Origin of the sequence: Streptomyces thermoviolaceus (assembly GCF_045209695.1) — a bacterium.
GTDB lineage: Bacteria > Actinomycetota > Actinomycetes > Streptomycetales > Streptomycetaceae > Streptomyces > Streptomyces thermoviolaceus.
In genome coordinates this window covers 2,715,683-2,740,620 of sequence record NZ_CP109280.1, presented here as the reverse complement: position 1 = coordinate 2,740,620, position 24,938 = coordinate 2,715,683, and the positions used below count along the sequence as shown (strand labels likewise).

Below are 24,938 nucleotides of genomic sequence, written 5' to 3'. Positions count from 1 at the left end.
AGCCGAGGTGCCCCGAGGGGCGACCGCTCGATAGCAAGGTGCTGGAGGATCCGTGGACCTGTCCCTGTCGACCCGTACCGTCGGCGATCGCACGGTCGTCGAGGTCGGTGGCGAAATCGACGTGTATACCGCGCCCAAGCTGCGCGAGCAGCTGGTCGAGCTGGTGAACGACGGGAATTTCCACCTCGTCGTCGACATGGAGGGCGTGGACTTCCTCGACTCCACCGGGCTCGGCGTGCTCGTGGGCGGCCTGAAGCGAGTGCGTGCCCACGAGGGCTCGCTGCGCCTGGTCTGCAACCAGGAGCGGATCCTCAAGATCTTCCGCATCACCGGTCTGACCAAGGTCTTCCCGATCCACTCCTCGGTCGACGAGGCCGTGGCGGCCACCGACTGACCGCCGAAGCCGGGCAGGCGCCCGGGAAGACAGACGTTACCGGCGGGGGACCGGGTGCCGCGGCGGCCCGGCCCCCCGACAGCACGCCCGTAGCTCTAGGGGGATGCATGGCCACCGTCGAACTCCGCTTCAGCGCGCTGCCTGAGCACGTCCGCACCGCCCGTCTGGTGGCGGCAGCGGTGGCGCGCCGGGCAGGGGTGGACGAGGCGGTCCTCGACGAAGTCAGGCTCGCGGTCGGCGAGGCCTGCTCCCGCGCGGTCGGGCTGCACCAGAGCGGCGGTATCTCGGCGCCGGTGACCGTGGTGCTCACCGAAGAGGAGAAACAGTTCTCCATCCAGGTCGGCGACGAGGCACGGCACCAGCCGCTGCACGCCGTGGGCGCCCCGGGCGTGGTGGACGAGGCCGATGCCGAGGAGGACGAGATGGGCCTCGCGGTCATCAGCGGGCTCGTCGACGACGTGGAGGTCACGGCAGGGGAGAACGGCGGTTCGATCAGGATGACCTGGCCCACCAACCCGTCTCCCACGATTCTGCCCTGAGCCGCCGGTCCGGTCGTCGCAGAGCTGTCCGAGGGCCCCGTCGGTCGCGGCGGGGCCCTCGATCTGTGTCCGCGGGCTGTAGTGCCGGCCGCCCGCACACGGACGGGCGACCGCACGTCCCCGTCAACCGACTCCATCTCAGCGCGCCCCACGCCCGGGGACCGACCCCTGTCTCACCGCGCCCCCACGCCCCGGGACCGACCCCATCTCACCGCGCCCCACGCCCGGCTCCGGCCGCACAGCCCGACCGCACCGCGCCGCCGGGCCGCCCCACCGCCGATCAGCGCCCGCACACGGCGTACTCGGCGCCCGCAACTCGGCGTGCTTCACGCACCCACCCGTCACCGATCACGCAGACGGCCGAATGCGCAGGTCACACGGACGGCCGTGCGGCGCGGTCGCGGCATACGCCATTGCGGTGACGGTCTGACCGTCGTCCTGCCCGATGTCGTGAATACACTCACGATCAATTAACGGATGATGCTCAGGGGTCAATGGATTTGACCCATTACTTCTTTCGGGTTCCGTACCGGCTCGTCGATCATTTGCTGAGAAGCGTGTGGCGGCCGATTTCCTTTACCGCACACTGTCTGCTTCCTGTTTCGCTCCCTACAATCCGTCCACATCTTGAGCTCAGCCCAAGCGTCAAGGAGGACGAATGGCGGGGCTTTCCACTCCCCCTCTTCAGTTGGGCCACTTCACGCCTTTCGCAGCCGCGGTGCTGACCCACGACAATCGGATCATCGTGGCTGTGATCGCGGCCGTCGCAGTGCTGGCGCTCGTCGTCGCGGGTGTCCTGGTACGCCAGGTGCTCGCGGCGGGCGAGGGCACCGAGAGCATGAAACGGATCGCGGAAGCGGTTCAGGAAGGTGCGAAGGCCTATCTCGGCCGGCAGCTGCGCACCGTCGGCGTATTCGCCGTCGTGGTGTTCTTCCTGCTCATGCTGCTTCCCGCGGACGACTGGAATCAGCGCATCGGACGGTCGGTGTTCTTCCTGATCGGTGCGGCGTTCTCGGCGGCCACCGGTTATATCGGCATGTGGCTCGCCGTGCGCAGCAATGTGCGGGTCGCCGCGGCCGCCCGGGAGGCGACTCCGGCGGCGGGTGAGCCGGAAAAGGATCTCACCACGGTCTCGCACAAAGCCATGAAGATCGCTTTCCGTACGGGCGGCGTCGTCGGCATGTTCACGGTGGGGCTCGGCCTGCTGGGCGCCTCCTGTGTGGTGCTGGTGTACGCGGCCGACGCGCCGAAGGTGCTGGAGGGCTTCGGCCTCGGCGCCGCGCTGATCGCGATGTTCATGCGTGTGGGCGGCGGCATCTTCACCAAGGCCGCCGACGTCGGCGCCGACCTGGTCGGCAAGGTCGAGCAGGGCATTCCGGAGGACGATCCGCGCAATGCCGCGACCATCGCCGACAACGTGGGCGACAACGTCGGCGACTGCGCGGGCATGGCGGCCGACCTGTTCGAGTCGTACGCCGTCACGCTCGTCGCCGCGCTCATCCTCGGCCGGGCGGCGTTCGGCAACGACGGTCTCGCCTTCCCGCTGCTGGTCCCCGCGATCGGCGTGCTCACCGCGATGATCGGCATCTTCGTGGTGGCCCCGCGCCGCGCCGACCGCAGCGGCATGACCGCGATCAACCGCGGATTCTTCATCTCCGCGGTGATCTCGCTCGCCCTGGTCGCCGCGGCCGTCTACACCTACCTGCCCTCGTCGTACGCCGACCTCGCCGGCGTCACCGACGCCGCGATCCGCGGCAAGGACGGCGACCCGCGCATCCTCGCCCTGGTCTCGGTGGCCATCGGCATCCTGCTCGCCGCGGTGATCCAGCAGCTCACCGGCTACTTCACCGAGACCAACCGGCGCCCGGTGCGGGACATCGGCAAGACCTCGCTGACCGGCCCGGCCACGGTCGTTCTCGCCGGCATCTCCGTCGGCCTGGAGTCGGCCGTCTACACCGCCCTGCTCATCGGGCTCGGCGTCTACGGGGCGTTCCTGCTCGGCGGCACCTCGATCATGCTGGCGCTGTTCGCGGTGGCCCTGGCCGGCACCGGCCTGCTCACCACGGTCGGGGTGATCGTCGCCATGGACACCTTCGGCCCGGTCTCCGACAACGCCCAGGGCATCGCGGAGATGTCCGGCGACGTCCAGGGGGCGGGTGCGCAGGTGCTGACCAACCTGGACGCGGTCGGCAACACCACCAAGGCCATCACCAAGGGCATCGCGATCGCCACCGCGGTCCTGGCGGCCTCGGCGCTGTTCGGCTCCTACCGCGACGTGATCACCACCAGCGTCCGGGAGGTCGGGGAGACGCTCACCGGGCCGGGCGCGCCGCTGAGCCTGTCCCTGGACATCTCGCAGCCCAGCAACCTCGTCGGCCTGGTCGCGGGCGCAGCGGTGGTCTTCCTGTTCTCCGGACTGGCCATCAACGCCGTGTCGCGGTCGGCCGGCTCGGTGGTGTTCGAGGTGCGGCGGCAGTTCCGGGAGAAGCCCGGGATCATGGACTACAGCCAGAAGCCGGAGTACGGCAAGGTCGTCGACATCTGCACCAAGGACGCCCTGCGCGAACTGGCCACGCCGGGACTGCTGGCCGTGATGGCGCCGATCTTCATCGGGTTCACCCTCGGTGTCGGCGCGCTCGGCGCCTACCTGGCGGGCGCGATCGGCGCGGGCACCCTGATGGCGGTGTTCCTCGCCAACTCCGGCGGCGCCTGGGACAACGCCAAGAAGCTCGTCGAGGACGGTCACCACGGCGGCAAGGGCAGCGAGGCCCACGCCGCCACGGTCATCGGCGACACCGTGGGCGACCCGTTCAAGGACACCGCGGGCCCGGCCATCAACCCGCTGCTGAAGGTGATGAACCTGGTGTCCCTGCTCATCGCGCCCGCGGTCGTCAAGTTCAGCTACGGCCAGGACAAGAGCCTCGGCGTGCGGATCCTCATCGCGATCGTGGCGCTGGCCGTCATCGTCGGCACGGTCTGGCTGTCCAAGCGGCGCGGTGTCTCCGTGGGCGCGGAAGGCGGGGCCGAACGGGTGTCGGAGTCGGCCGACCCGGCGGTGGTGTCGTAGCCGTCCGGCCGGCAGGTCCTGCCGGCCGTGCCCCGGTGCGACAGTCCGGCGAACGGGCGGGCGGTGCGCATGACGCGCCACCCGCCCGTTCGCCGTCCTCCCGCCGTCCTCCCGCCGTCCCCCCGCCGTCCTCCCGACCGTTGGTCGTTCGCCGTCCGCGGGCCCGTCCGCCGTGCGCACACCCGAGGGCGGCGGTTCCGTGAGCCTTCTCTCGCTTGGTGCAAATGGCTGCAAGACGGGATGCACGGGGCGATCGCGCCGGGTTGTCGTCTTCCGGCCGTGTATGTTCCGGGGCCGAGAGCCATGGAAGGGACCAAACCGGTGAACAAGAAGCTCGCGGCCGCACTGTCCGGCGGTGCGGTACTGGTTCTGGCACTGACGGGGTGCACCGACGCCGGCGCCGACGACAAGAACGAGGCGCTGGACGCCTGGGTCAAGCAGGTCTGCGAGGGCGTGCGACCGCAGACGCAGAAGATCGCGGCCGCCAACGCCGCGATCCAGAAGGTGACGAGCGACAACAGCTCTCCGGACGAGGTGCAGAAGACCGACTCCCAGGCCTTCCAGGACATGGCCGACGCCTATGCGGCCATCAGCGCCGCCGTCAGCAAGGCGGGCGCGCCGAAGGTGGACGAGGGGCAGAAGAAGCAGCAGGACGCGGTCAAGGAACTCGACACGCTGGGGACGTCCTACGCCTCGCTCAAGCAGCAGGTGGACAAGCTCGACACCAAGGACCAGGCGAAGTTCGCCGACGGCCTGAACGGCATCGCCGCCGAGCTGAAGAAGCTGAGCAAGACCGGCAACGACGCCCTGAAGGCCCTCGAGGAGGGCGAGGTCGGCCGGGCCATGGCCCGGCAGCCCAGCTGCCGGTCCGCCGCCGCCTCCGCCTCGGCGTCCGCCGCTCCCTCCTCGCCGGCGGCCGACTGAGCGCGCTCCCTCCTCGCGGGCGGCCGGCTGACCGTGCTCCCTTCTCGCCGGCGGCCGGCTGAGCGCGCTCCCTTCTCGCCGGCGGCCGGCTGACCGTGCTCCCTTCTCGCCGGCGGCCCGCTGACCGCCGTCGGCCCGTTCGCCGGTGAGCGCGCCGCCGGCACCGACCGTGCGCGGACCGTGCTCGCGTGCGACGCCGGCGGGAGCCGACACAATGGGGTCGTGAGTGACTCCTCTGCGTCCGTACCGTCCGTTCTCCCCGCGGCCGACCGCCCCGACGTGGCCGCCCGGCTGCGTCAGGCCCTGCTCGGCGCCTCCTTCACCGCCGACGGGCTGCTCGACCTGCTCGGCGCGCCCGCGTACGCGGCGCTCGCCCGCAGCGAGACCGTGCCCGCGCTGCGCGCCACCCGCGGGGACACACCGCTGGAGCTGCTCGTCCGGCTGTTCCTGCTGCAGCAGCCGGTGCCGCGGGCGGCCGCGGCCGGGGTGCTGCCCGTCGAGGACTGCCTGCAGGCCGGCTGGCTGGTGCCGGCCGGCGAGGACCAGCTCGCCGCGACGGTGGACGTCCGCCCGTACGGCGGCCCGGACGGAGAGGACTGGTTCGTCGTCTCCGACCTGGGCTGCGCGGTCGGCGGTGCGGGAGGCATCGCCAGCCGTGCACAGGATGTGGTGCTCGGCGTCGGCGGGGCGTCCACCACGCTGGCCGGCATCACGGTCCGTACGCCGGTCCGCACCGCGCTCGACCTCGGCACCGGCTCCGGCATCCAGGCCCTGCACGCCGGCCGGCACGCCACCCGGGTGACCGCCACCGACGTCAACCCGAGGGCGCTGCACATCACCGCGCTCACGCTCGCCCTGTCCGGCGCCCCGGCCGCCGACCTGCGCCAGGGCTCGCTGTACGAACCGGTACGGGACGGCGAGACGTTCGACCTGATCGTCTCCAACCCGCCGTTCGTGATCTCCCCGGGCGCCCGGCTGACCTACCGGGACGGCGGCATGGCGGGGGACGATCTGTGCCGCACGCTCGTGCAGGAGACGGGTGACCGTCTGAACGAGGGCGGGTACGCGCAGTTCCTCGCCAACTGGGAACACGTCGAGGGCGAGGACTGGCAGGACCGGCTCAGGTCGTGGGTGCCCCGCGGCTGCGACGCGTGGATCGTGCAGCGCGAGGTGCAGGACGTCACCCAGTACGCCGAGCTGTGGCTGCGGGACGCCGGCGACCACCGCGGCGATCCGGCCCGGTACCAGGCGCGGTACGACGCCTGGCTGGAGGAGTTCGAGGCGCGCAAGGTGAAGGCCGTCGGTTTCGGCTGGATCACCCTGCGCAGGACCGGGTCCGCCACGCCCTCGGTCGTCGTGGAGGAGTGGCCGCACCCCGTGGAGCAGCCGCTCGGCGACACCGTCCGGGCCCACTTCGACCGCCTGGACCAGCTGCGCGGCCTGGACGACGAGGCCCTGCTGGCGGCGCACTTCCGGCTCGCCCCGCAGGTCGTGCAGGAACAGGTCGGGCTCCCCGGCGCGGAGGACCCCGAGCACGTCGTGCTGCGCCAGAACCGCGGGATGCGCCGCGCCACCGCGGTGGACACCGTCGGTGCCGGGTTCGTCGGGGCGTGCGACGGTTCGCTGAGCGCCGGCCGCATCCTGGACGCCATCGCCGAGCTGATGGGCGAGGACCCCGAACAGCTGCGGGAGCGTACGCCCGACCGGATCCGGCTGCTGGTCGAGCAGGGCTTCCTGGAGCCGGCGGACCCCGCACGGTGAGGCACCCGTGACGCGCCCGTGACGCACCCATGAGGCACCCATGACGCACCCTGAGGCACCCGCGCTGTGCCGGCCGGGTGTGCTCCGACCGCGGCCCGGCCGGCACCGCTGAGCCCTGTGGCGGCAGGCACCGGCGGCCTTCGGTGCGCCGGCCCCGCCCGGCGGGGCGTCGCCTTCGGCGGGGCCGGATCGTCCTCGCGGCCACCGCCGATTCCGTCATCCGACGTGCTCCGTCTACGTCGGCCGTGCTTCACCGTGGGTGACGGGAATGAACAGGCGCCACCGTGGTGTTCCCGCGGTGTCGGCTCACCCGTCGCCCGGAGGTGCCGCGTATCGGTGCCGGATCGTCCGGCGCCGTACGGGGCGCGTACCGGGAGCGGCCCGGCGGTCCCGCGAGACCGTCGTCCCCGCTGCTCACGGCGGTTCCGCCGACGCGGACGGCGACCCGGCCCGGCACCGGCGGCCGGGTGCGGCGACGGCGCTCCGGCTCCCCTGGGCGGCCGTCGCCGCGCAGACCGTGGCGGTGTTTCCGGCCCGCGGAACCGGGCGTCCGGCCCGGCGGCCGGATCCCTCGCCTCCGACAACCTGGAGTGACCGGAAGGTGACCCTCGGTATCCGTGGCACGTGCCGGGTGCACGGTCCGGGCGGCAGGAAGGGTTGTAGTCGGGTTACCGTTCGAGTGGCCGTTGCGGGCTTTTCCCGTTTGACACGGGGGCGGGATGTACCGTCACACTCCGCAGCGTCAGCACGAACCCGACCCCGGAGCCACGGCCTGGGGGGAGGATCCCAGCGGAATCAGCGTCGACCGGAGAGAAGAGCGAAGTTGTCCCCGACCAGCGAGACCGCACAGGGCGGCCGCCGACTCGTCATCGTCGAGTCGCCTGCCAAGGCGAAGACGATCAAGGGCTACCTCGGCCCCGGCTACGTCGTCGAAGCGAGCGTCGGGCACATCCGTGACCTTCCCAACGGCGCCGCGGAGGTTCCCGAGAAGTACACCGGCGAGGTCCGCCGCCTCGGTGTGGACGTCGAACACGACTTCCAGCCGATCTATGTGATCAACGCCGACAAGAAGGCCCAGGTCAAGAAGCTCAAGGACCTGCTGAAGGAGTCCGACGAGCTGTTCCTCGCCACCGACGAGGACCGCGAGGGCGAGGCCATCGCTTGGCACCTGCAGGAGGTGCTCAAGCCCAAGATCCCGGTCAAGCGGATGGTGTTCCACGAGATCACCCGGGACGCGATCCGCGCGGCCGTCGCCAACCCGCGTCAGCTCGACCAGAAGCTGGTCGACGCCCAGGAGACCCGCCGCATTCTCGACCGGCTCTTCGGCTACGAGGTCTCGCCGGTGCTGTGGAAGAAGGTCATGCCGCGGCTGTCGGCCGGCCGGGTCCAGTCCGTGGCGACCCGCCTGGTCGTCGAGCGGGAGCGGGAGCGCATGGCCTTCCGCTCCGCCGAGTACTGGGACCTGACGGGCACCTTCGGCACCGGCCGGACCGGCGACGCGAGCGACCCGTCCTCGCTGGTCGCCCGCCTGCAGTCGGTCGACGGCCGGCGGGTGGCGCAGGGCCGCGACTTCGACGCCCAGGGCCGGCTCAAGAGCGACAACACCCTGCACCTGGACGAGGCGAACGCGCGGGCGCTCGCCGAGGCCCTGGAACACACCGACTTCACCGTCCGCTCCGTGGAGTCCAAGCCCTACCGCCGCTCGCCGTACGCGCCGTTCCGTACGACGACGCTGCAGCAGGAGGCCAGCCGCAAGCTCGGCTTCGGCGCGAAGGCGACCATGCAGATCGCGCAGAAGCTGTACGAGAACGGCTACATCACGTACATGCGGACGGACTCCACGACGCTGAGCGACACGGCGATCGCCGCCGCCCGCGCCCAGGTCACCCAGCTGTACGGCGCCGACTACCTGCCGCCGCAGCCCCGGACCTACGCCGCCAAGGTCAAGAACGCCCAGGAGGCGCACGAGGCGATCCGTCCCTCGGGCGACCGCTTCCGCACGCCCGCCGAGACCGGCCTGACCGGCGACCAGTTCAAGCTGTACGAGCTGATCTGGAAGCGGACCGTCGCCTCCCAGATGAAGGACGCGACCGGCAACAGCGTCACCGTGAAGATCGGCGGCACCACCGCCGACGGCCGGGACGTGGAGTTCACCGCCTCCGGTAAAACGATCACCTTCCACGGCTTCCTGAAGGCCTATGTGGAGGGCGCCGACGACCCGAACGCCGAGCTGGACGACCGCGAGCGCCGGCTGCCGCAGGTCGCCGAGGGCGACCGGCTCGGTGCCGAGGAGATCACGCCCGAGGGCCACGCGACCAAGCCCCCGGCCCGCTACACCGAGGCCACGCTGGTCAAGGAGCTGGAGGAGCGCGAGATCGGCCGCCCGTCGACGTACGCGTCGATCATCGGCACGATCCTCGACCGCGGCTATGTGTTCAAGAAGGGCACGGCCCTGGTGCCGTCCTTCCTGTCCTTCGCCGTGGTGAACCTGCTGGAGAAGCACTTCGGGCGGCTCGTCGACTACGACTTCACCGCACGGATGGAGGACGACCTCGACCGCATCGCGGCCGGCGAGGCCGAGGCCGTGCCGTGGCTGAAGCGCTTCTACTTCGGCGAGGGCGCGGCCACCGGCGGCGCCGCCGAGGCCGGCAACGGCGACGGCGACCACCTGGGCGGTCTGAAGGAGCTGGTGACCGACCTGGGCGCGATCGACGCCCGCGAGGTGTCGTCGTTCCCGGTGGGCAACGGCATCGTGCTGCGCGTCGGCCGCTTCGGGCCGTACATCGAGCGCGGCGAGAAGGACTCCGAGGAGCACCAGCGCGCCGACATCCCCGCCGACCTGGCCCCGGACGAGCTGACCGTCGAGCTGGCGGAGAAGCTGCTGGCCGAGCCCAGCGGCGCCCGCGAGCTGGGCACCGACCCCGCCACCGGCCACACGATCGTCGCCAAGAAGGGCCGCTTCGGCCCGTACGTCACCGAGGTGCTCCCCGAGGGCACCCCGAAGACCGGCAAGAACGCGGTCAAGCCGCGCACGGCCTCGCTGTTCAAGTCGATGTCCCTGGACACGGTGACCCTCGACGACGCCCTGAAGCTGATGTCGCTGCCGCGTGTCGTCGGCACCGACACCGACGGGCAGGAGATCACCGCGCAGAACGGCCGCTACGGCCCGTACCTGAAGAAGGGGACGGACTCGCGCTCGCTGCAGTCCGAGGACCAGATCTTCACGATCACGCTGGAAGAGGCGCAGGCGATCTACGCCCAGCCCAAGCAGCGTGGCCGGGCCGCGGCCAAGCCGCCGCTGAAGGAGCTGGGCGAGGACCCGGTCAGCGGCAAGCCGGTCGTGGTCAAGGACGGGCGCTTCGGTCCGTACGTCACCGACGGCGAGACCAACGCGACGCTGCGCTCCGGCGACAGCGTCGAGGCGATCACCCCGGAGCGCGCCTTCGAGCTGCTCGCGGAGAAGCGCGCCAAGGGCCCGGCGAAGAAGACCGCGAAGAAGGCCGCCGCGAAGAAGACGACGGCGAAGAAGACCGCGTCCACGACCGCCAAGAAGACGGCGGCCAAGAAGACGACCACGGCGAAGAAGACCACCGCGAAGAAGACCACCGCGAAGAAGACCACCGCGAAGAAGACGGCGGCGGCCGCCCGCGCGGAGGACTGAGCCCCGCACCCAGGGTGAATCGCCTGGGTCGCTGCGCCCCGGCACCGCATCGGGTGTCGGGGCGTTCGCATGTTCGGACGGTTGACACGAGCTGTCCTCGCGTCCCGATAGGCTGAACGCATGACGCGAGCCGAGCAGCCTACGGCCCCCATCCCTGACCCCGATGACGCCCTGGTAGCGGACTCCCGTGAGCGCGCCGTGCGCGCGCTGCTCCGCCGTCCCGAGCTGCGACGACTGTGGGGCGTCCATCTGGTGGGCGGCGCCGCGGACGTCCTCGCGCTGCTGGTCCTGGTCGTTCTCGTTCTGCAGGCCACCGCCGCCCAGCACACCTTCGGCGGTGGCTACCGGGGTGCCGCCTGTGCGGTCGCGGTCGTCCTCGCGGTGCGCGTGCTCGCGACGCTGCTGGCCGGAGCGGTGCTGCTGGGCCCGCTCACCAAACTCCTCGCCCCGCAGGGACCGCTCGACCGCCGCTGGACCATGGTCGGCGCCGACGGCGTACGGAGCCTGCTGCTGATCATGGCGCCGCTGTGGATCGACTGGACCCCGGCGAACGCGCCCACCGTCCTGCTGGTCACCGTCTTCGTCGTCGGCCTCGCCGAGCGGCTGTGGACGCTGTGCCGTCAGAGCGCGGCCCCCGCGCTGCTGCCGGCCCCGCCGCCGGAGGGCGCCAGCGTCCGCCCGCTGCCGGACCACCAGGACGCCCTGCGCCGGCTGTCGCTGCGCACGACCTTCCTGGCCGTCCCGCTGGCCGCGGCCGTGCTGATCGCGGCCTCCCTGTTCAACAACCTGCTGGGCACCGCCGTCGACTGGTTCGACCAGCACCAGGCCGCCCTCGCCGCCTATGTCGCGGCCGGTCTGTTCGCCGCCTCCCTGTCCGTGCTGACGACCCTGGACCTGCCCGGCACGCGGACCCCCCGCCCGCGGTCGCCGCTGGAGGGACTGCGCCGCCCGAGGACCGCCGCCGGCGCCGACAAGGGCCGCACCGGGGCCGTCCCGCTGCTCGTGCTCGCCTGCGCCGCCGTCGCCGGGGCCGTCGCGGCCGCGGTCGCGGTGAGCGCGCTGCACACCCGCGACCTGGGCGGCGGCCCGGTGCTGTACGGCCTGGCGGTGCTCGCCCTGACCGGCGGGGTCGGCGTCGGCATCCGCACCGCGCCCAAGGCGCTGCCGTCGCTGTCCCGGCGCCGGCTGCTGGCCCTGGCCATCGCCGTCACCGGCGTGGCCCTGCTCGCCGCCGGCCTGGTCCCCGACGTCACCACCGTGCTGCTGCTGCTGGCCCTGGCCGGCGCCGGCGCGGGCATCGCCGCCAACACCGGGCACACCCTGCTCGACCAGGAGACCGAGGAGTTCCGCCGCCCGCGTCTGACCGAGCACCTGCACGCGGTGGTCCGTGTCCTCGTCGCGCTCGGCGCCGTGCTCGCCCCGCTGGTCGCGGCCGGGATCGGCCCGCACCGCCTGGCCGACGGCCGCTTCGTCTTCGCCCACGGCGGCGCCGCCTTCACGCTGATGCTGGTCGGCGCGCTGCTGCTGCCGGTGGCCGCGCTGGTGCTCGCCAAGGTCGACGACCGCTCCGGCGTCCCGCTGCGGCAGGACCTCGTCGACGCGCTGCGCGGCGGCGACGAGCCGGTGACCGCGCCCTCGCCCACCGGGTTCTTCATCGCCGTGGAGGGCGGTGACGGCGCCGGCAAGTCCACCCAGGCCGAGGCGCTGGCCGACTGGATCCGGTCCAAGGGCCACGAGGTCGTCCTGACCCGCGAGCCGGGCGCCACCGCCGTCGGCAAGCGGCTCCGCTCGATCCTGCTGGACGTCGCCTCGCAGGGCCTGTCGCACCGCACCGAGGCCCTGCTGTACGCCGCCGACCGCGCCGAGCACGTCGACACCGTGGTCCGGCCCGCCCTGGAGCGCGGCGCCGTGGTGATCAGCGACCGGTACATCGACTCCTCCGTCGCCTACCAGGGCGCCGGCCGCGACCTGTCCGCGACCGAGATCGCGCGGATCTCCCGCTGGGCCACGGGCGGACTGGTGCCGCACCTGACGGTGCTGCTGGACGTCGACCCCGCGACCGCCCGCGAGCGGTTCACCGAGGCGCCCGACCGTCTGGAGTCGGAGCCGGCCGAGTTCCACGCCCGGGTGCGGGCCGGCTTCCTCGCGTTGGCCGCCGCCGACCCCGCGCGGTACCTGGTGGTGGACGCCGGGCAGGAGCCCGAGGCGGTGACCACGGTCGTCCGGCACCGGCTCGACCGGATGCTGCCGCTGTCCGAGGCCGAGAAGAAGGCCCAGGAGGAGGCGCGCCGCAAGGCCGAGGAGGAGGCCCGCCGCAAGGCGGAGGAAGAGGCCCGCAGGAAGGCCGAGGAGGAGCGCCTGGAGCGGGAGCGCCAGGAGCAGCTCGCCCGGATGCGTGCCGAGGAGGAGGAACGCAAGCGGCGCGAGCTGGAGGAGGCGCAGCGGCGCGAGGCAGAGCGGCAGGCCGAGGAGGCCCGGCAGCGGGCGGAGGAGGCCCGTCGCCGCGCCGAGGCGGAGCGCGCCCGGCTGCTGGCCGAGGAGAAGGCCAGGGCCGAGGCCGAGGCCCGGCGCAAGGCCGAGGAGGAGCGACTGCGCCGGCAGGCGGAGGAGGAGGCCCGGCAGCGGGCCGAGGCCGAGGCGCGCCGCCGGGAGAAGCAGCGCAAGGCCGAGGAGGCGCTGCTGCGGGCCGAGGAGGCCCGGCGGGAGGCCGAGCAGGCCGCTGCCGCCGCGCAGGCCGGCCCGCGCGCCACGCCTCCGGCCGCCGCCGAGCTGCCGCAGGACACCGAGGCGACCGTGCCGACGCCGGTGGTCGCCCCCGAGGACGCACCGACCGGCTCCGGCGACCGGACGACCGTGCTGCAGGGGCTCGGCGAGGACCGGCCGCAGCAGGCGGAGGACCCGGAGGACTCTTCGTCCCGGGCCGACGACGAGTCGGCCTCCGAGGTCACCGTGGAGCTGCCACAGCCCCCCGCGCCCGCCGACCCGCCGGGCGCGGCGGACGAGACGGCGGTGCTGCCGCAGATGCCCGCCGCCGGTCCGGCCGACGAGACCGCGGTCCTGCCGCCGGTGCGCGGCCAGGAGCCGGACGGCGTGAAGGACCGGGCAAGCTCCCGGGGCGCGGACCTCGCTGACCGCCTCCCGCCGGGCTACTTCCGCGACGAGCGTCCGGCCCCCGCCCGTCCCGACGGTTCCGAGGACCGCACCCGTGAGCTGCCGCAGGTCGCCCCGGACACCTGGGTGCGCGGCGCCCACGGCGGCCGGCGCCGGCCGCGTCCCGAGTGGGCCGAGGAGACCCCGCTGGACGACCTGCCGTCGCTGACGGACGAACTGCTCGGCCCGCGCGAGTCCGGCGACGGCCGCGAGCACGGCGCGTACGGCGCCGGCGGGCGGGACCCGCGCGCGTAGCGGGCGGAAGCTCGGCGTTCGACGGTCCTCGCGACTCCCGCGATCTGGGGGAGGCGCGAGGACCGTCGCCGTTGGGCGGGACGTCCGTGTGCAGCGGACGGGACCCCCGTGCGCAGCGGACGGTGCGGGGCTGACACAGGTGACCGTTCTGGTCCCGGCGCCGCGGTCGGGCCGGCGCCCGGCCGCGGTGTCAGTGGTCCCCGGCACAATGGGTCCCGCACCGCGTACCAGGACGAAAGGGCGGCGTGACCCATGACCGTGTGGGACGACCTCGTCGGGCAGGAGAAGGTCAGCGAGCAGCTGGACGCCGCTGCCCGGGACGCCGACGCCCTGGTCACGGCCGCGGCCGGGAACACCCCGCCCCCGGCGGCGTCCAGGATGACGCACGCCTGGCTGTTCACCGGTCCGCCCGGAGCGGGCGTCACCCAGGCAGCGCGGGCCTTCGCCGCCGCCCTGCAGTGCGTCAGCCCGGACCGGGCGTCGGCCGGCCCCGGCTGCGGTTTCTGCGAGGGCTGCCACACCACGCTCGTCGGCACCCATGCCGACGTCTCCACGGTCACCGCGGTCGGCACGCAGATCCTCGCCGAGGACATGCGGGACACCGTCCGCAAGTCGTTCACCTCCCCGGCGGGCGGCCGCTGGCAGGTGATCCTCGTCGAGGACGCCGAGCGGCTCAACGAGAAGTCCGCCAACGCCGTCCTGAAGGCCGTCGAGGAACCCGCGCCCCGCACGGTCTGGTTGCTGTGCGCGCCGTCCATCGAGGACGTCCTGCCCACGATCCGCTCCCGCTGCCGCCAGGTGAACCTGCGCACCCCGTCGGTCGCCGCCGTCGCCGACATGCTGGTCCGCCGCGAGGGCGTCGACCCCGAGGTGGCCGCGGCCGCCGCGGCCGCCACCCAGGGCCACGTCGACCGGGCCCGCCGGCTGGCCACCGACCCGGCCGCGCGCGAGCGCCGCGCCGCCGTGCTGCGGCTGCCGCTGCGCCTGGACGACATCGGCGGCTGCCTGAAGGCGGCGCAGGAACTGGTCGACGCCGCGGCGGCCGACGCCAAGGCGCTCGCCGAGGAGACGGACGCCAAGGAGACCGAGGAGCTGAAGGCGGCGCTGGGCGCGGCCCAGGGCGGCCGGCTGCCGCGGGGCACCGCGGGCGTGATGAAGGAGCTGGAGGACAAACAGAAGCGCCGGCGCACCCGCACCCAGCGCGACAGCCTCGACCTCGCCCTGACCGACCTCACCGGCTTCTACCGCGACGTCCTCGCCCTGCAGCTCGGCTCCCGGGCGGCGATCGCCAACGCGGACGTGGAGGACGCCCTGCACCGGGTCGCACGCGCCGGCACGCCCGAGTCCACGCTGCGCCGGATCGAGGCGATCGCCGCCTGCCGCGACGCCCTCGACCGCAACGTGGCCCCGCTGCTGGCGGTGGAGGCGATGACCATGGCCCTGAGAGCCGGCTGAGACGCCCGCCCCTCGTCCCGTCCGATCCGGAAACTCTCCGTCACTCGTCCGAGGCAAGAAGACGACGAAACGTACGCGGGCGACTCCGGAGAGTTACGCTCTCGGGATGTACTTCAGGCGCGTCCTCCGTCCGAGCAGCCCCGCCCGCACCCGATCCGACATCCCCGGGGACGCCCCGGCAGGCGGCCGCCCGCCCGCGGGCGGTTCCGGGCGTCGTACCGCCTCCCTCAAGGCGGTCCGCACCGCCGGTGCGCTCCTCGCCGCAGGCGCTCTGCTTCTCGCGGCCTGCTCCGCCGCACAGTCCCGTCACCGTGCGGTACCCGCCACCCAGGCGGTGCTCGCGGCGCTGCCCCGGTCCACACCCCCGGCCCTGCTGCCGTACTACACGCAGAAGCTGACCTGGCGCGACTGCGGAGCCCCGGGCTTCCAGTGCGCCACCATGAAGGCACCGCTCGACTACGCCGATCCCGGCGCGGGCGAGATCCGGCTGGCCGTGGCCCGCACACGAGCCACCGGGCCGGGCGAGCGGCTGGGCTCGCTGCTGGTGAACCCGGGCGGGCCGGGCGGCTCCGGCATCGACTTCCTCCAGCACTTCGCCGGCATCGGCTACCCGGCCGAGATCCGCGCCCGCTACGACCTGGTGGCCCTGGACCCGCGCGGCGTGGCCCGCAGCGAACCCGTGCAGTGCCTCGACGACCGGGCCATGGACACGTACACCCAGACCGACGTCACCCCCGACGACCCGGCGGAGATCGACGCGCTCACCGCCGCCTACCGCAGCTTCGCCGAGGGCTGCGGCGCCCACGCCCCGCGCCTGCTGCGGCACGTCTCCACGGTGGAGGCGGCCCGCGACATGGACGTCCTGCGGGCGGTGCTCGGCGATCCGAAACTGACGTACGTGGGCGCGTCGTACGGCACCTATCTCGGCGCCACCTATGCGGGCCTGTTCCCGGACCGGGTGGGCCGGCTGGTCCTGGACGGCGCGGTGGACCCGTCCCTGTCCGCCCGCCGGATGAACCTCGACCAGACCGCCGGCTTCGAAACGGCGTTCCAGTCGTTCGCGCGGGACTGCGTCCGCCACGACGACTGCCCGCTCGGCGGCCCCGGCACCACACCGCGGCAGGCCGGCGACCGCCTGGCCGCGTTCTTCCGCGAACTGGACGCCCGCCCCCTGCCCACCGGCGACCCCGACGGCCGCCGGCTCGGCGAGGCGCTCGCCACCACCGGGGTGATCGCCGCGATGTACGACCAGGGGGCCTGGCCCCAGCTCCGGGGCGCCCTGACCGCGGCGATGACCAGGCACGACGGCTCCGCCCTGCTCGCGCTCTCCGACAGCTACTACGAGCGCGACACCAAGGGCCACTACGCCAACCTGATGTACGCCAACGCCGCCGTGAACTGCCTGGACATGCCGCCCGCCTTCAGCAGCCCCGACGAGGTGGCCAAGGCCCTGCCCGCCTTCGAGAAGGCCTCCCCGGTCTTCGGCCGGAGTCTGGCCTGGTCGGCCCTGAACTGCGGGTACTGGCCGGTGCGGGCCACCGGGGAGCCGCACCGCATCGAGGCCAGGGGCGCCGCGCCCATCGTGGTCGTCGGCACGACCCGCGACCCCGCCACCCCCTACCGCTGGGCCGAGTCCCTGGCCGCCCAGCTCTCCTCGGCCCGCCTGCTGACCTACGACGGCGACGGCCACACCGCCTACGGCCGCGGGAGCCGCTGCATCGACGACGCGATCAACACCTACCTGCTGGAGGGCACCCCGCCGGCCGAGGGCAAGCGCTGCTCGTAGCCCCGCACCCGCCCCGGGCCGGGCGCCGCCGGGGCGGGTACGAAGCACCCCGGGAAACTGTGTAGACTTACGCACGTTGCCGCCCGCACCATGGTGCAGGCAGCAGGCCGCTTTAGCTCAGATGGCCAGAGCAACGCACTCGTAATGCGTAGGTCTCGGGTTCGAATCCCGAAAGCGGCTCCACTCCGAACAGCGGTTTCCTCCGGGAAGCCGCTGTTCTGCTTCCCGCCCGGTCTCCGTCGTGGTCTCGGTCGACCGTGTTCCCGGCCGACCGGTCGGCCCGTCGAGCGCTCCCGCAGGCGAGAACGCCCGGGGGCCCGCGATCCAGGATGCGCACCCGCTCGCCTTCGCCGCCCTCCCTCACCACCACGCGGGCCGAGAGCTTCCCGCGCGACCGGTTCGCGCCCTTGTCGCTGTGCCGCGGCCCGCTGACCGTGGTCCTGCGTGGTCGTGCACGACGGCAAGGAGACCGTATGCGGCATCGGTGGGACGACCTGGCGGGCGAGCTTCTGGTACGGCTGGCGGCACAGCTGCATCGGCGGATGACGAGCGACGAGGCTCGCGCCCGATGGCTGGCCCACCGGAACAGACTGCTGAGGGCAGCACACGGCAGAGGTGTGGACGTGGCGAAGCTGGCCCGGCGACTGCACCTGACCGAGGGGCATCTGCGCAGCAACGTACTGCGCGAGGGAAGCCCGGCCGGGCGGCGCCGAAGCCGCGTGCTCGACGCCGCCGAGCGGGGCCGATGGGTGACCTGAACGCCCCGGCCGCCGCTTCGCGGCTGCCGGCGGCAGTCACCGAGCGCAGCCCGCGACTCGCCGGCCGCCGTACCGGAGCTGTCGCTACCGTCGGCTGCCGGCCGAGGAGCCGGACGAGTTCGACGCCCCTGTCGTCGGCCGGATCCAGGTGGTGCGCGAGGTCCATCGAGCAGGCTCCCGCTGAGCCGGACGGACCGCCGCCGGCACCCGCGCCGGAGTCACCTCACCGGTCCGAGTAGCTGACGTCGCCCACGGTCCAGGCGCTGACGTCCTTGATCGCGACGCGGTACATGCCGCCCGTCTCCGGGATGCCGACATTGCCCTGCAGGATCCGGGCGAGGTGGAAGTGCAGATACGCGGGGGGTTCGGTGCGATCGGGCGTGTCCCCGCGCGCGTCGTGGGCGAAGACCTCGGCGAAGGGGGCGAGGCGGTCCGAGTCCCGGAGGACCTCCGCGACCCGCTGCCGCCACATGGCCTCGGGCGCCAGCCGGCCGGTCAGCACAGCACCGCCGACGACCACCGTCAGCGACATCTGGTTGCTCGGCTCCGACTCCACCAGGGAGGCGACGGCGACGAGCAGGTCATCAGCGTTCGGCATGAAAAGTCATCCTATGCGCGCTTGCGACCTCTGTGTCCGCGCGACGCGGAGTGCGAGATTCCGGCGGGTGCCGCGCACGGGTCCGTGCCGACGGCTGGAAGCGGCGGCCTCCCCCGGAGCCGGAGCCCGGGGGAGGCCGGATGGGTGAGGCGGACGGCTCTCAGCCCAGCACCCGGATCGGCTCGCCGTTCAGGTAGGCCTCGATGGCCTCGATCGCCTGGCCGTAGTAGCGCTCGTAGTTGGCGCGGGACACGTACCCGAGGTGCGGGGTGGCCAGCAGGCGCGGGGCGGTGCGCAGGGGGTGGTCGGCGGGGAGCGGTTCGGTGTCGAAGACGTCGACGGCGGCGCCGGCTATGCGGCCCTCGTGCAGGGCCGTGAGCAGGGCGTCCTGGTCGACGATCGCCGCGCGCGAGGTGTTGACCAGGTACGCCGTCGGCTTCATCAGCGCCAGCTGCTCCGCGCCGATCAGGCCGCGGGTGCGGTCGCTCAGGACCAGGTGGACGGAGACGAAGTCGGCCGTGGCCAGCAGATCCTCCTTGGAGGCGGCCAGGGACACGCCGGCCTCGTCCGCGCGCTCCTGGGTGAGGTTCTGGCTCCACGCCATGACCTCCATGCCGAAGGCCTGGCCGACCCGGGCCACCCGGCTGCCGATCTTGCCCAGGCCGAGCAGGCCGAGGCGGCGGCCGTGCAGGTCGGCGCCCACGGTGGACTGCCACGGGCCGCCGCTGCGCAGGGCGTTGTTCTCCGGGACGATCCCGCGGGCCAGGCCCAGCAGCAGGGCCCAGGTCAGTTCCACCGGCGGTGTGGAGGAGCTCTCCGTGCCGCACACGGTCACCCCGGCTTTCCGTGCGGCGGCGTAGTCGATCACCGAGTTGCGCATGCCGGAGGCGATCAGGAGCTTCAGCCGGGGGAGCCGTTCGATCAGGGAGGCGGGGAAGGCGACCCGTTCGCGCAGGGTGACGACGATGTCGGCGTCGGCGAGCGCTGCGGCCAGCTGGTCCTCGTCGGTGAAGTGGTCGCGGTACGACACCACCTCGACCCGGTCGCTCAGTGGTGACCAGTCGGCGACGGTGGTCGCGGCGTTCTGGTAGTCGTCGAGTACGGCACAGCGCAGTCGCATGGCCGGGCTCGTCCGGCCCGCCCGGCTCGCAGGCACCGGGTCGGGCCCCGTGCTCACCGGGCTCGTTTGTCGTCGGCCGTTCACTTGGCGTCCGCGTAGCAGTCCACCACCGCCGTGGTGAACGGGAATCGTACGGGAGTGTCGCCGAAGGTCAGTCGCCCGGCCAGTGCCGCCGCCTCCCGGATGGCGTCGACGACGGTGTCCGCCTCGGCCTCGGGGCAGTGCACGATCACTTCGTCGTGCTGGAAGAACACCAGCTCGGCCGACAGGTCACGGCAGGCGCGCCGCAGGGCGGCGAGCAGCAGCAGGGCCCAGTCGGCGGCGCTGCCCTGGACGACGAAGTTGCGGGCGAAGCGGCCACGGGCGCGGGCGTCGGCCGTGAGGCGGCCGGGCGGCCGGTCGTGGCCGGGCTCCGGCCCGCCGTCCTGGGGCAGGCCGGCCTCGCCGGGCGGGTCGTCGCCGGTGCCGGCGGCCGGCGGAGAGGTGCGCCCCAGCCAGGTGCGGACCAGGCGGCCCTCCTCACCGGCGCGGGCGGCCTCGTCGACGTAGGCGACCGCCCGTGGGAAACGGCGCCGGAGGGCGGCGAGGTTCTTCAGTCCGTCGCCGGAGGTCTGGCCGTAGACGGCGCCGAGCACGGCGAGCTTGGCCTGGGCGCGGTCCCCCGAGAAGGCGCGGTCGGAGACGGCCTGGTACAGGTCGGTGTCCCGGGAGGCCACCTCCATCAGGCCGGGGTCGCGGGAGATCGCCGCGAGGACGCGGGGCTCCATCTGGTCGGCGTCGGCGACGACCAGCTTCCAGCCGGGGTCGGCGATCACGGCCCGCCGGATCACCCGGGGGATCTGCAGGGCGCCGCCGCCGTGCGTCACCCAGCGGCCGCTGACCGTGCCGCCGGCCTGGAACCCCGGCCGGAACCTGCCGTCGTGCACCCAGTCCTGCAGCCAGGTCCAGCCGTGGGCGACCCAGATCCGGTACAGCTTCTTGTACTCCAGCAGGGGCCCGACGGCGGGGTGGTCGACCAACTCCAGCTCCCAGCGGCGGGTGGAGCGGAGCGTGATGCCGGCGCCGGCGAACGCCTTGATCACCTCGGCGGGCAGGTCGGGGCGCACCCGGTGGCCGAAGGCGGCGGAGATCTCGTCGGCCAGCTCGGCCAGGCGGCGCGGCTCTCCGCCGCCCGCGTACCGCTCGCCGAGCAGGTCGTGCAGCACCTGGCGGTGCACATCGGCGCGCCAGGGCAGGCCGACGTGGTTCATCTCGGCCGCGACGAGGGTGCCGGCCGATTCGGCGGCGGTCAGCAGCCGCATGCGGTCGGGGTGTTCGGCCCGCTCGTGCCGGCGCTGCTGCTCGGCGTAGACCGCGATCAGGTCCTGCAGGGGGAGGGGGACGGCGGGTGGTTCGAAGAGCGGGGACTGGGCTTCGGGGACGGCGGAGGGCGGGGGCGGGTCCGGTGGGACGGGGGCGCCGCGCAGCCGGGCGAGCGCGGCGGCCGCGGAGCGGGGTTCGCCGTGGTGGCCCTCGTGGCCGAGGAGGAGGGCTTCGGCGCACTCGATGTCGTAGCAGCGTTCCACAGGGACGCCCGCGGCGAGCAGCTGTGGGGCGACCTCGGCGGTGGACCGCCAGACCCAGCGCGTGACCTGCGGTCTGCTCCGGACCGCCTCGGCCAGGTCGGCCTCCCGGCGGACCGGGCCGGCGGGCAGCCCGTCCGGGCCGAGGGGGGCGAGGTCGGCGCCACCGTCCTCGGCCGGAGCGAGAGCCCACCGACCGGTCATGCGTACGAGTCTGGCAGCAGGGTCTGACGTCCGGCCGGAGACGGACCGTCAGGCGCCCTCGGGCTCCTCCTGTGCACTCCCCGCTTCCGCCGTCTGGTCCCGTCGCGGTGCCGGGGCCTGGGAGGAGGAGTTTTCGAGCAGGGCCGCCAGTGTCGTGGTGACGTACTCCTCGACCCGGGCCTTGTTCAGGCCGAGCCCGCTCAGCAGGCCTTCGCCGTTCTCCTGCTCCAGCAGCGCCAGCAGGATGTGCTCGGTGCCGATGTAGTTGTGGCCGAGGCGCAGGGCCTCGCGGAAGGTGAGTTCGAGGGCCTTCTTGGCGGCCGGGCCGTAGGGGATCAGCTCCGGGGCGTCGGCGGACGACGGCGGCAGGGCGGCGGTGGCGGCCTCGCGGACCGCCTCCAGGGTGACGCCCAGGTGCTGGATGGCCTTCGCGGCCAGGGCCTCCGGCTCGGTCAGCAGTCCGAGGACGAGGTGCACCGGCAGGCCCTCGGAGTTCCGGGCGGCCTTGGCGGCGTCGTGGGCGGCCATCACGACCTTGCGGGCGCGCGGCGTGTAGCGGTTGAAGCCCTGGCTCGGGTCGAGATCGGTGGACTCCTTGGGCACGAACCGCTTCTGCGCGGCCTGCCGGGTGACGCCCATGCTCCGGCCGATGTCGGTCCAGGACGCGCCGGAGCGCCGGGCCTGGTCCACGAAGTGCCCGATGAGGTGATCGGCCAGCTCGCCGAGGTGCTCGGCGGCGAGCACCCCGTCCTGCAGCTGCTCGAGCGGTTCCTGGTGGGCCTTCTTGATCGCGTTGATGAGGTCGTCGAGACGGATGGACGACCTGAAGGTGAGGTTCGTCATGCTGACAACCGTAGGTTGACAGTGCGGGGTCGTCAACCGTCGGTTGACAGTTGTCCGGGGTGTGGCGACCGAGGGGAGAGGAGGGCGCAGGGAGGGTTGTCCACAGGCTGTGGATGCGGCCGGGGGTCGTGCGGCCGTTCGTGGCACGATCGGTGCGTGACCACGACCAGCACCTCCGGCCCGTCCGGTGCGGCCGGCACCGTCGACCGCGCCTTCGCGGCCGCGCTGCACACCGCCGACGACACCGCGCTCGACACGGGTGCCTCCCTGCTCGCCGCCGATCCGGCCGCCGACGCCGAGCTGGCCCGGCGCGGGGAGGAGCTGATGGCGGCCGCCTGGCGGCGCGGGTGGGAGCCGGCCGACGTCCTGCGCCTGGTGCGGCGCGAGCTGGACGAGCCGCACCTGCGCCTGGCGGCGGAGCTGATCCGCACGCAGGCCGCCGCCGACCGGCCCCGCGGGCGGCGGTGGACCAGGCAGCTCGACGAGGCCGGCCGGCTGCTGGAGTCCTCCGGCCGGGCGTCCGCCCGAACGGACCGGTTCACGCACGCCACCGCCGTCCTGGAGCTGTACCGGCTGCTGCTGCGACTGCCCGTTCTCGAACCGCTGGACGCCCCCGGCCCGGCCGGACGGCGGCCCGCCGCGCCCGGCGAGTCCCGGGTGCTGGGCCGCATACGGGCGTTGCTCGCCAAGGCCGAGGCGACCGGGTATCCGCAGGAGGCGGAGGCGCTGAGCGCCAAGGCGCAGGAGCTGATGGCACGGCACAGCGTCGACGAGGCACGGCTCGCCGCGCAGGATCCGTCCCCCGACGCGCCCGGTGCCTGCCGGATCGGCGTCGACCCGCCCTACGAGCAGGCCAAGGCCGTCCTGCTGGACGCGGTCGCCACGGCCAACCACTGCCGCGCCGTGTGGAACGAAGCCCTCGGCTTCTCCACCGTCGTCGGCTTCGAGGCCGACCTGGAGGCCGTGGAACTGCTGTACACCTCGCTCCTGGTCCAGGCGACGACGGCGATGACCAAGGCCGAGGCCGCCCAGCGGGCGGGCGGACGCAGACGCACCAAGACCTTCCGGCAGTCCTTCCTCGCCGCCTATGCCCACCGCGTCGGCACCCGTCTCGCGGTCGCCGCCGAGAGCCAGGTGACGCAGGATCTGCTGCCCGTGCTGGCGAGCCGGGACGTCGCGGTCGCCGACCGGGTGGAGCGCATGTTCCCCGAGACGACCACCACCCGTCTGCGCGGGGTGAGCGACGCGGCCGGCTGGGCGCAGGGCGCCGAGGCTGCCGACCGGGCGCGGATGACGGAGCGTCGGCCGCTGCCGTAGGACGCGGACGGCGGGGTGCCGGCCGCAGGCGCGGGTCGGAGCGGGCCGGTGCGGCCCCGGAGCGGCCGCCGGTGCGACGGCTCAGTCCCCGGCCAGCTGGAACGCCGTCACCGACGCGTCCGGTGTGCCCGCGGTCGCCGTGGCCCCCACCGGCCCGTAGGACCACGAGAAGGACGTGCCGTGCGCCGTCCCGGGCAGCGCGACCGTCAGCGAGGTGGCCGGCAGGCTCGTCCCGTCCCCCTCGCGCCCCCGCACATAGGTGAGGGTGAACAGGGCGGCGTCGCCCGTGGCGAGGGTCAGGTCCCGGGGCGTGCTGGTGCGGTCGGCCGGTACGGCCCACGTCGTGCTGTCGGACTTCAGCCGCACGACCGGGAAGCCGCGCAGGGAGCACCGGGCGCCCCGGTTGGTCAGGGTCACGGGCACCTGGCCGGTGTCCCCGGCGGCAGGTGCGGCGCTGACCGGTCCGGCCGTCAGGGTGACGTCGTCGGGGCGGCAGGCGGCGACGTCGGTGTTCTTGCTGCCGGTGTCGCCGCTGTCGCCGGTGTCGCGGTGGCTGTCCTCGGTGCCGCCGTCGTGGCCGCAGGAGGTCAGGGCCAGGGCGGCGGTCAGGGCGGCGGCGAGGGCGGCGACGCGGATCGGGAGGGCACGCATGAGCGGGAGGTCCTTGGGTCGTGACGATGCTGAGGCTCATCACGTACGAGCGGGCGGCGCGGTTCCCCGCCCCGCCACCGGCACCGGCCTTGTGCGAACGTCAGGAGCCGAGGCTCGCCGTGGGCAGCCCCGACGGTAGCGCTCCGCCCTCGGACCTGGTGTACGTCTCCGTGCCGAGTCCACCCTCCCAGGTCACCCGGAGCGTGGTGGCGTTGACCGAGTCCACCGTGCCGACGGTGCGCCTGCCGCAGCCGGTCAGCCGGACGAGCCGCTTGCCGTCGCGCTGCGGCGCGGTGCCCGCGCACACGGTCCGGTCCGTCGCGAACAGAGCCGCCCGGCCGTCCTCGACCGTCAGCACCACCAGGGCGCCGTCACGGGTGGTCAGCCAGCTGCCGTCCACCGCCGGGGCGTTCTCGGCGCGGGTGGTGCCGCCGGCGCCCGGCGACCCACCGGGTGCCGGAGAGGTGCCGTGCGGGGAGGCGGAGGCGGACGGTGCGCCGGAGCGGGACGTCTGCGGGTCCGGGCCGCCGCTGTCGCACGCCGTCAGGACGAGCGCGCCCGCCAGCGCGACGGCCGCGATCCCGGTCGCCGTCCGCGCCGTCGTGCCCGAGGCCGCGGCGTCCGGCGTCCGCGGGGTGGCCGATTCCGTGTCCGGTGTCCGCGGGGCGGCCGATCCCGTCTCCGGCGTCCGCGGCGCGTCCGATTCCGTCGTTGCCGTGGTCACTGCGAGCCTCCCTGTCGGAAGCGGCGGCCCCCGGCGGCCGACCGGTCCCCGGCACGCTACCAACCCGCAGGAGCACCGGGGAGGCGGTGGGCGACCGGCCGCATGCCCGGTGCGTTCCGGGGCAGAAGCCGGGGGCCGATCGGTGAAGGACGTGTCGAAGCCGATCGTC

At 73.7% G+C, this 24,938-nt stretch carries 17 protein-coding genes and 1 tRNA gene; 12 read left to right on the top strand and 6 right to left on the bottom strand.

Going from position 1 to position 24,938, the window contains the following annotated elements:
* The first annotated feature begins 52 nt into the window (after window positions 1-52).
* From bldG to OG899_RS11905, 11 genes are all read left to right on the top strand, one after another.
* A complete protein-coding gene (gene bldG, locus OG899_RS11955; protein WP_125498018.1) occupies window positions 53-394 on the top strand; it encodes an anti-sigma factor antagonist BldG in 342 nt (113 codons plus the stop codon).
* A 107-nt stretch (window positions 395-501) separates the two neighbouring features.
* A complete protein-coding gene (locus OG899_RS11950) occupies window positions 502-933 on the top strand; it encodes an ATP-binding protein (protein WP_125498019.1) in 432 nt (143 codons plus the stop codon).
* A gap of 658 nt (window positions 934-1,591) precedes the next feature.
* Window positions 1,592-4,000 carry a sodium-translocating pyrophosphatase gene (locus tag OG899_RS11945; RefSeq protein ID WP_168132082.1) on the top strand — a complete coding sequence of 803 codons (2,409 nt, stop codon included), beginning with the start codon at window positions 1,592-1,594 and terminating at the stop codon, window positions 3,998-4,000.
* Between the two features lie 303 nt (window positions 4,001-4,303).
* Window positions 4,304-4,924, top strand: coding sequence for an oligoendopeptidase F family protein (locus OG899_RS11940; RefSeq protein WP_168132081.1), 621 nt, complete (start codon window positions 4,304-4,306; stop codon window positions 4,922-4,924).
* Window positions 4,925-5,146: 222 nt separating this feature from the next.
* The gene (locus tag OG899_RS11935; protein ID WP_168132080.1) at window positions 5,147-6,685 is read left to right on the top strand and encodes a class I SAM-dependent methyltransferase; all 1,539 of its coding nucleotides are present in this window, start codon (window positions 5,147-5,149) and stop codon (window positions 6,683-6,685) included.
* Window positions 6,686-7,508: 823 nt separating this feature from the next.
* The gene (gene topA, locus OG899_RS11930) at window positions 7,509-10,346 is read left to right on the top strand and encodes a type I DNA topoisomerase (RefSeq protein ID WP_168132079.1); all 2,838 of its coding nucleotides are present in this window, start codon (window positions 7,509-7,511) and stop codon (window positions 10,344-10,346) included.
* 120 nt (window positions 10,347-10,466) lie between these two features.
* The gene (tmk, locus tag OG899_RS11925; RefSeq protein ID WP_125498024.1) at window positions 10,467-13,751 is read left to right on the top strand and encodes a dTMP kinase; all 3,285 of its coding nucleotides are present in this window, start codon (window positions 10,467-10,469) and stop codon (window positions 13,749-13,751) included.
* A gap of 252 nt (window positions 13,752-14,003) precedes the next feature.
* Complete coding sequence (locus OG899_RS11920; protein ID WP_168132078.1) at window positions 14,004-15,206, top strand: DNA polymerase III subunit delta'; 1,203 nt, start codon at window positions 14,004-14,006, stop codon at window positions 15,204-15,206.
* Between the two features lie 106 nt (window positions 15,207-15,312).
* Window positions 15,313-16,992: an alpha/beta hydrolase gene (locus OG899_RS11915; protein WP_125498026.1), complete on the top strand. Its 1,680-nt coding sequence runs from the start codon at window positions 15,313-15,315 to the stop codon at window positions 16,990-16,992.
* Window positions 16,993-17,098: 106 nt separating this feature from the next.
* Window positions 17,099-17,175: transfer RNA gene (locus OG899_RS11910), tRNA-Thr, on the top strand.
* 290 nt (window positions 17,176-17,465) lie between these two features.
* A complete protein-coding gene (locus tag OG899_RS11905; protein WP_189427855.1) occupies window positions 17,466-17,750 on the top strand; it encodes a hypothetical protein in 285 nt (94 codons plus the stop codon).
* A 223-nt stretch (window positions 17,751-17,973) separates the two neighbouring features.
* Here the strand turns inward: OG899_RS11905 and OG899_RS11900 are convergent, their stop codons facing one another.
* The 4 genes from OG899_RS11900 to OG899_RS11885 form a co-directional block, all read right to left on the bottom strand.
* Entirely contained in the window at window positions 17,974-18,348 is a 375-nt protein-coding gene (locus OG899_RS11900; protein ID WP_125500697.1) for a hypothetical protein, read from the bottom strand.
* A gap of 160 nt (window positions 18,349-18,508) precedes the next feature.
* A complete protein-coding gene (locus OG899_RS11895; protein ID WP_356846963.1) occupies window positions 18,509-19,468 on the bottom strand; it encodes a D-2-hydroxyacid dehydrogenase family protein in 960 nt (319 codons plus the stop codon).
* Between the two features lie 80 nt (window positions 19,469-19,548).
* Window positions 19,549-21,234, bottom strand: a complete 1,686-nt coding sequence (locus OG899_RS11890) for a bifunctional 3'-5' exonuclease/DNA polymerase (RefSeq protein WP_406311021.1) — start codon at window positions 21,232-21,234, stop codon at window positions 19,549-19,551.
* A gap of 48 nt (window positions 21,235-21,282) precedes the next feature.
* Window positions 21,283-22,077, bottom strand: a complete 795-nt coding sequence (locus tag OG899_RS11885) for a Clp protease N-terminal domain-containing protein (protein ID WP_406311020.1) — start codon at window positions 22,075-22,077, stop codon at window positions 21,283-21,285.
* A gap of 156 nt (window positions 22,078-22,233) precedes the next feature.
* Here OG899_RS11885 and OG899_RS11880 point away from each other — a divergent pair, with 156 nt between their 5' ends.
* Window positions 22,234-23,394, top strand: coding sequence for a DUF2786 domain-containing protein (locus OG899_RS11880; protein ID WP_125500803.1), 1,161 nt, complete (start codon window positions 22,234-22,236; stop codon window positions 23,392-23,394).
* 81 nt (window positions 23,395-23,475) lie between these two features.
* Here the strand turns inward: OG899_RS11880 and OG899_RS11875 are convergent, their stop codons facing one another.
* Together OG899_RS11875 and OG899_RS11870 are read right to left on the bottom strand one after the other, a co-directional pair.
* Window positions 23,476-24,045, bottom strand: coding sequence for a DUF4232 domain-containing protein (locus tag OG899_RS11875; protein ID WP_125500804.1), 570 nt, complete (start codon window positions 24,043-24,045; stop codon window positions 23,476-23,478).
* Between the two features lie 100 nt (window positions 24,046-24,145).
* Window positions 24,146-24,769, bottom strand: coding sequence for a hypothetical protein (locus tag OG899_RS11870; protein ID WP_229814458.1), 624 nt, complete (start codon window positions 24,767-24,769; stop codon window positions 24,146-24,148).
* Window positions 24,770-24,938: the final 169 nt, after the last annotated feature.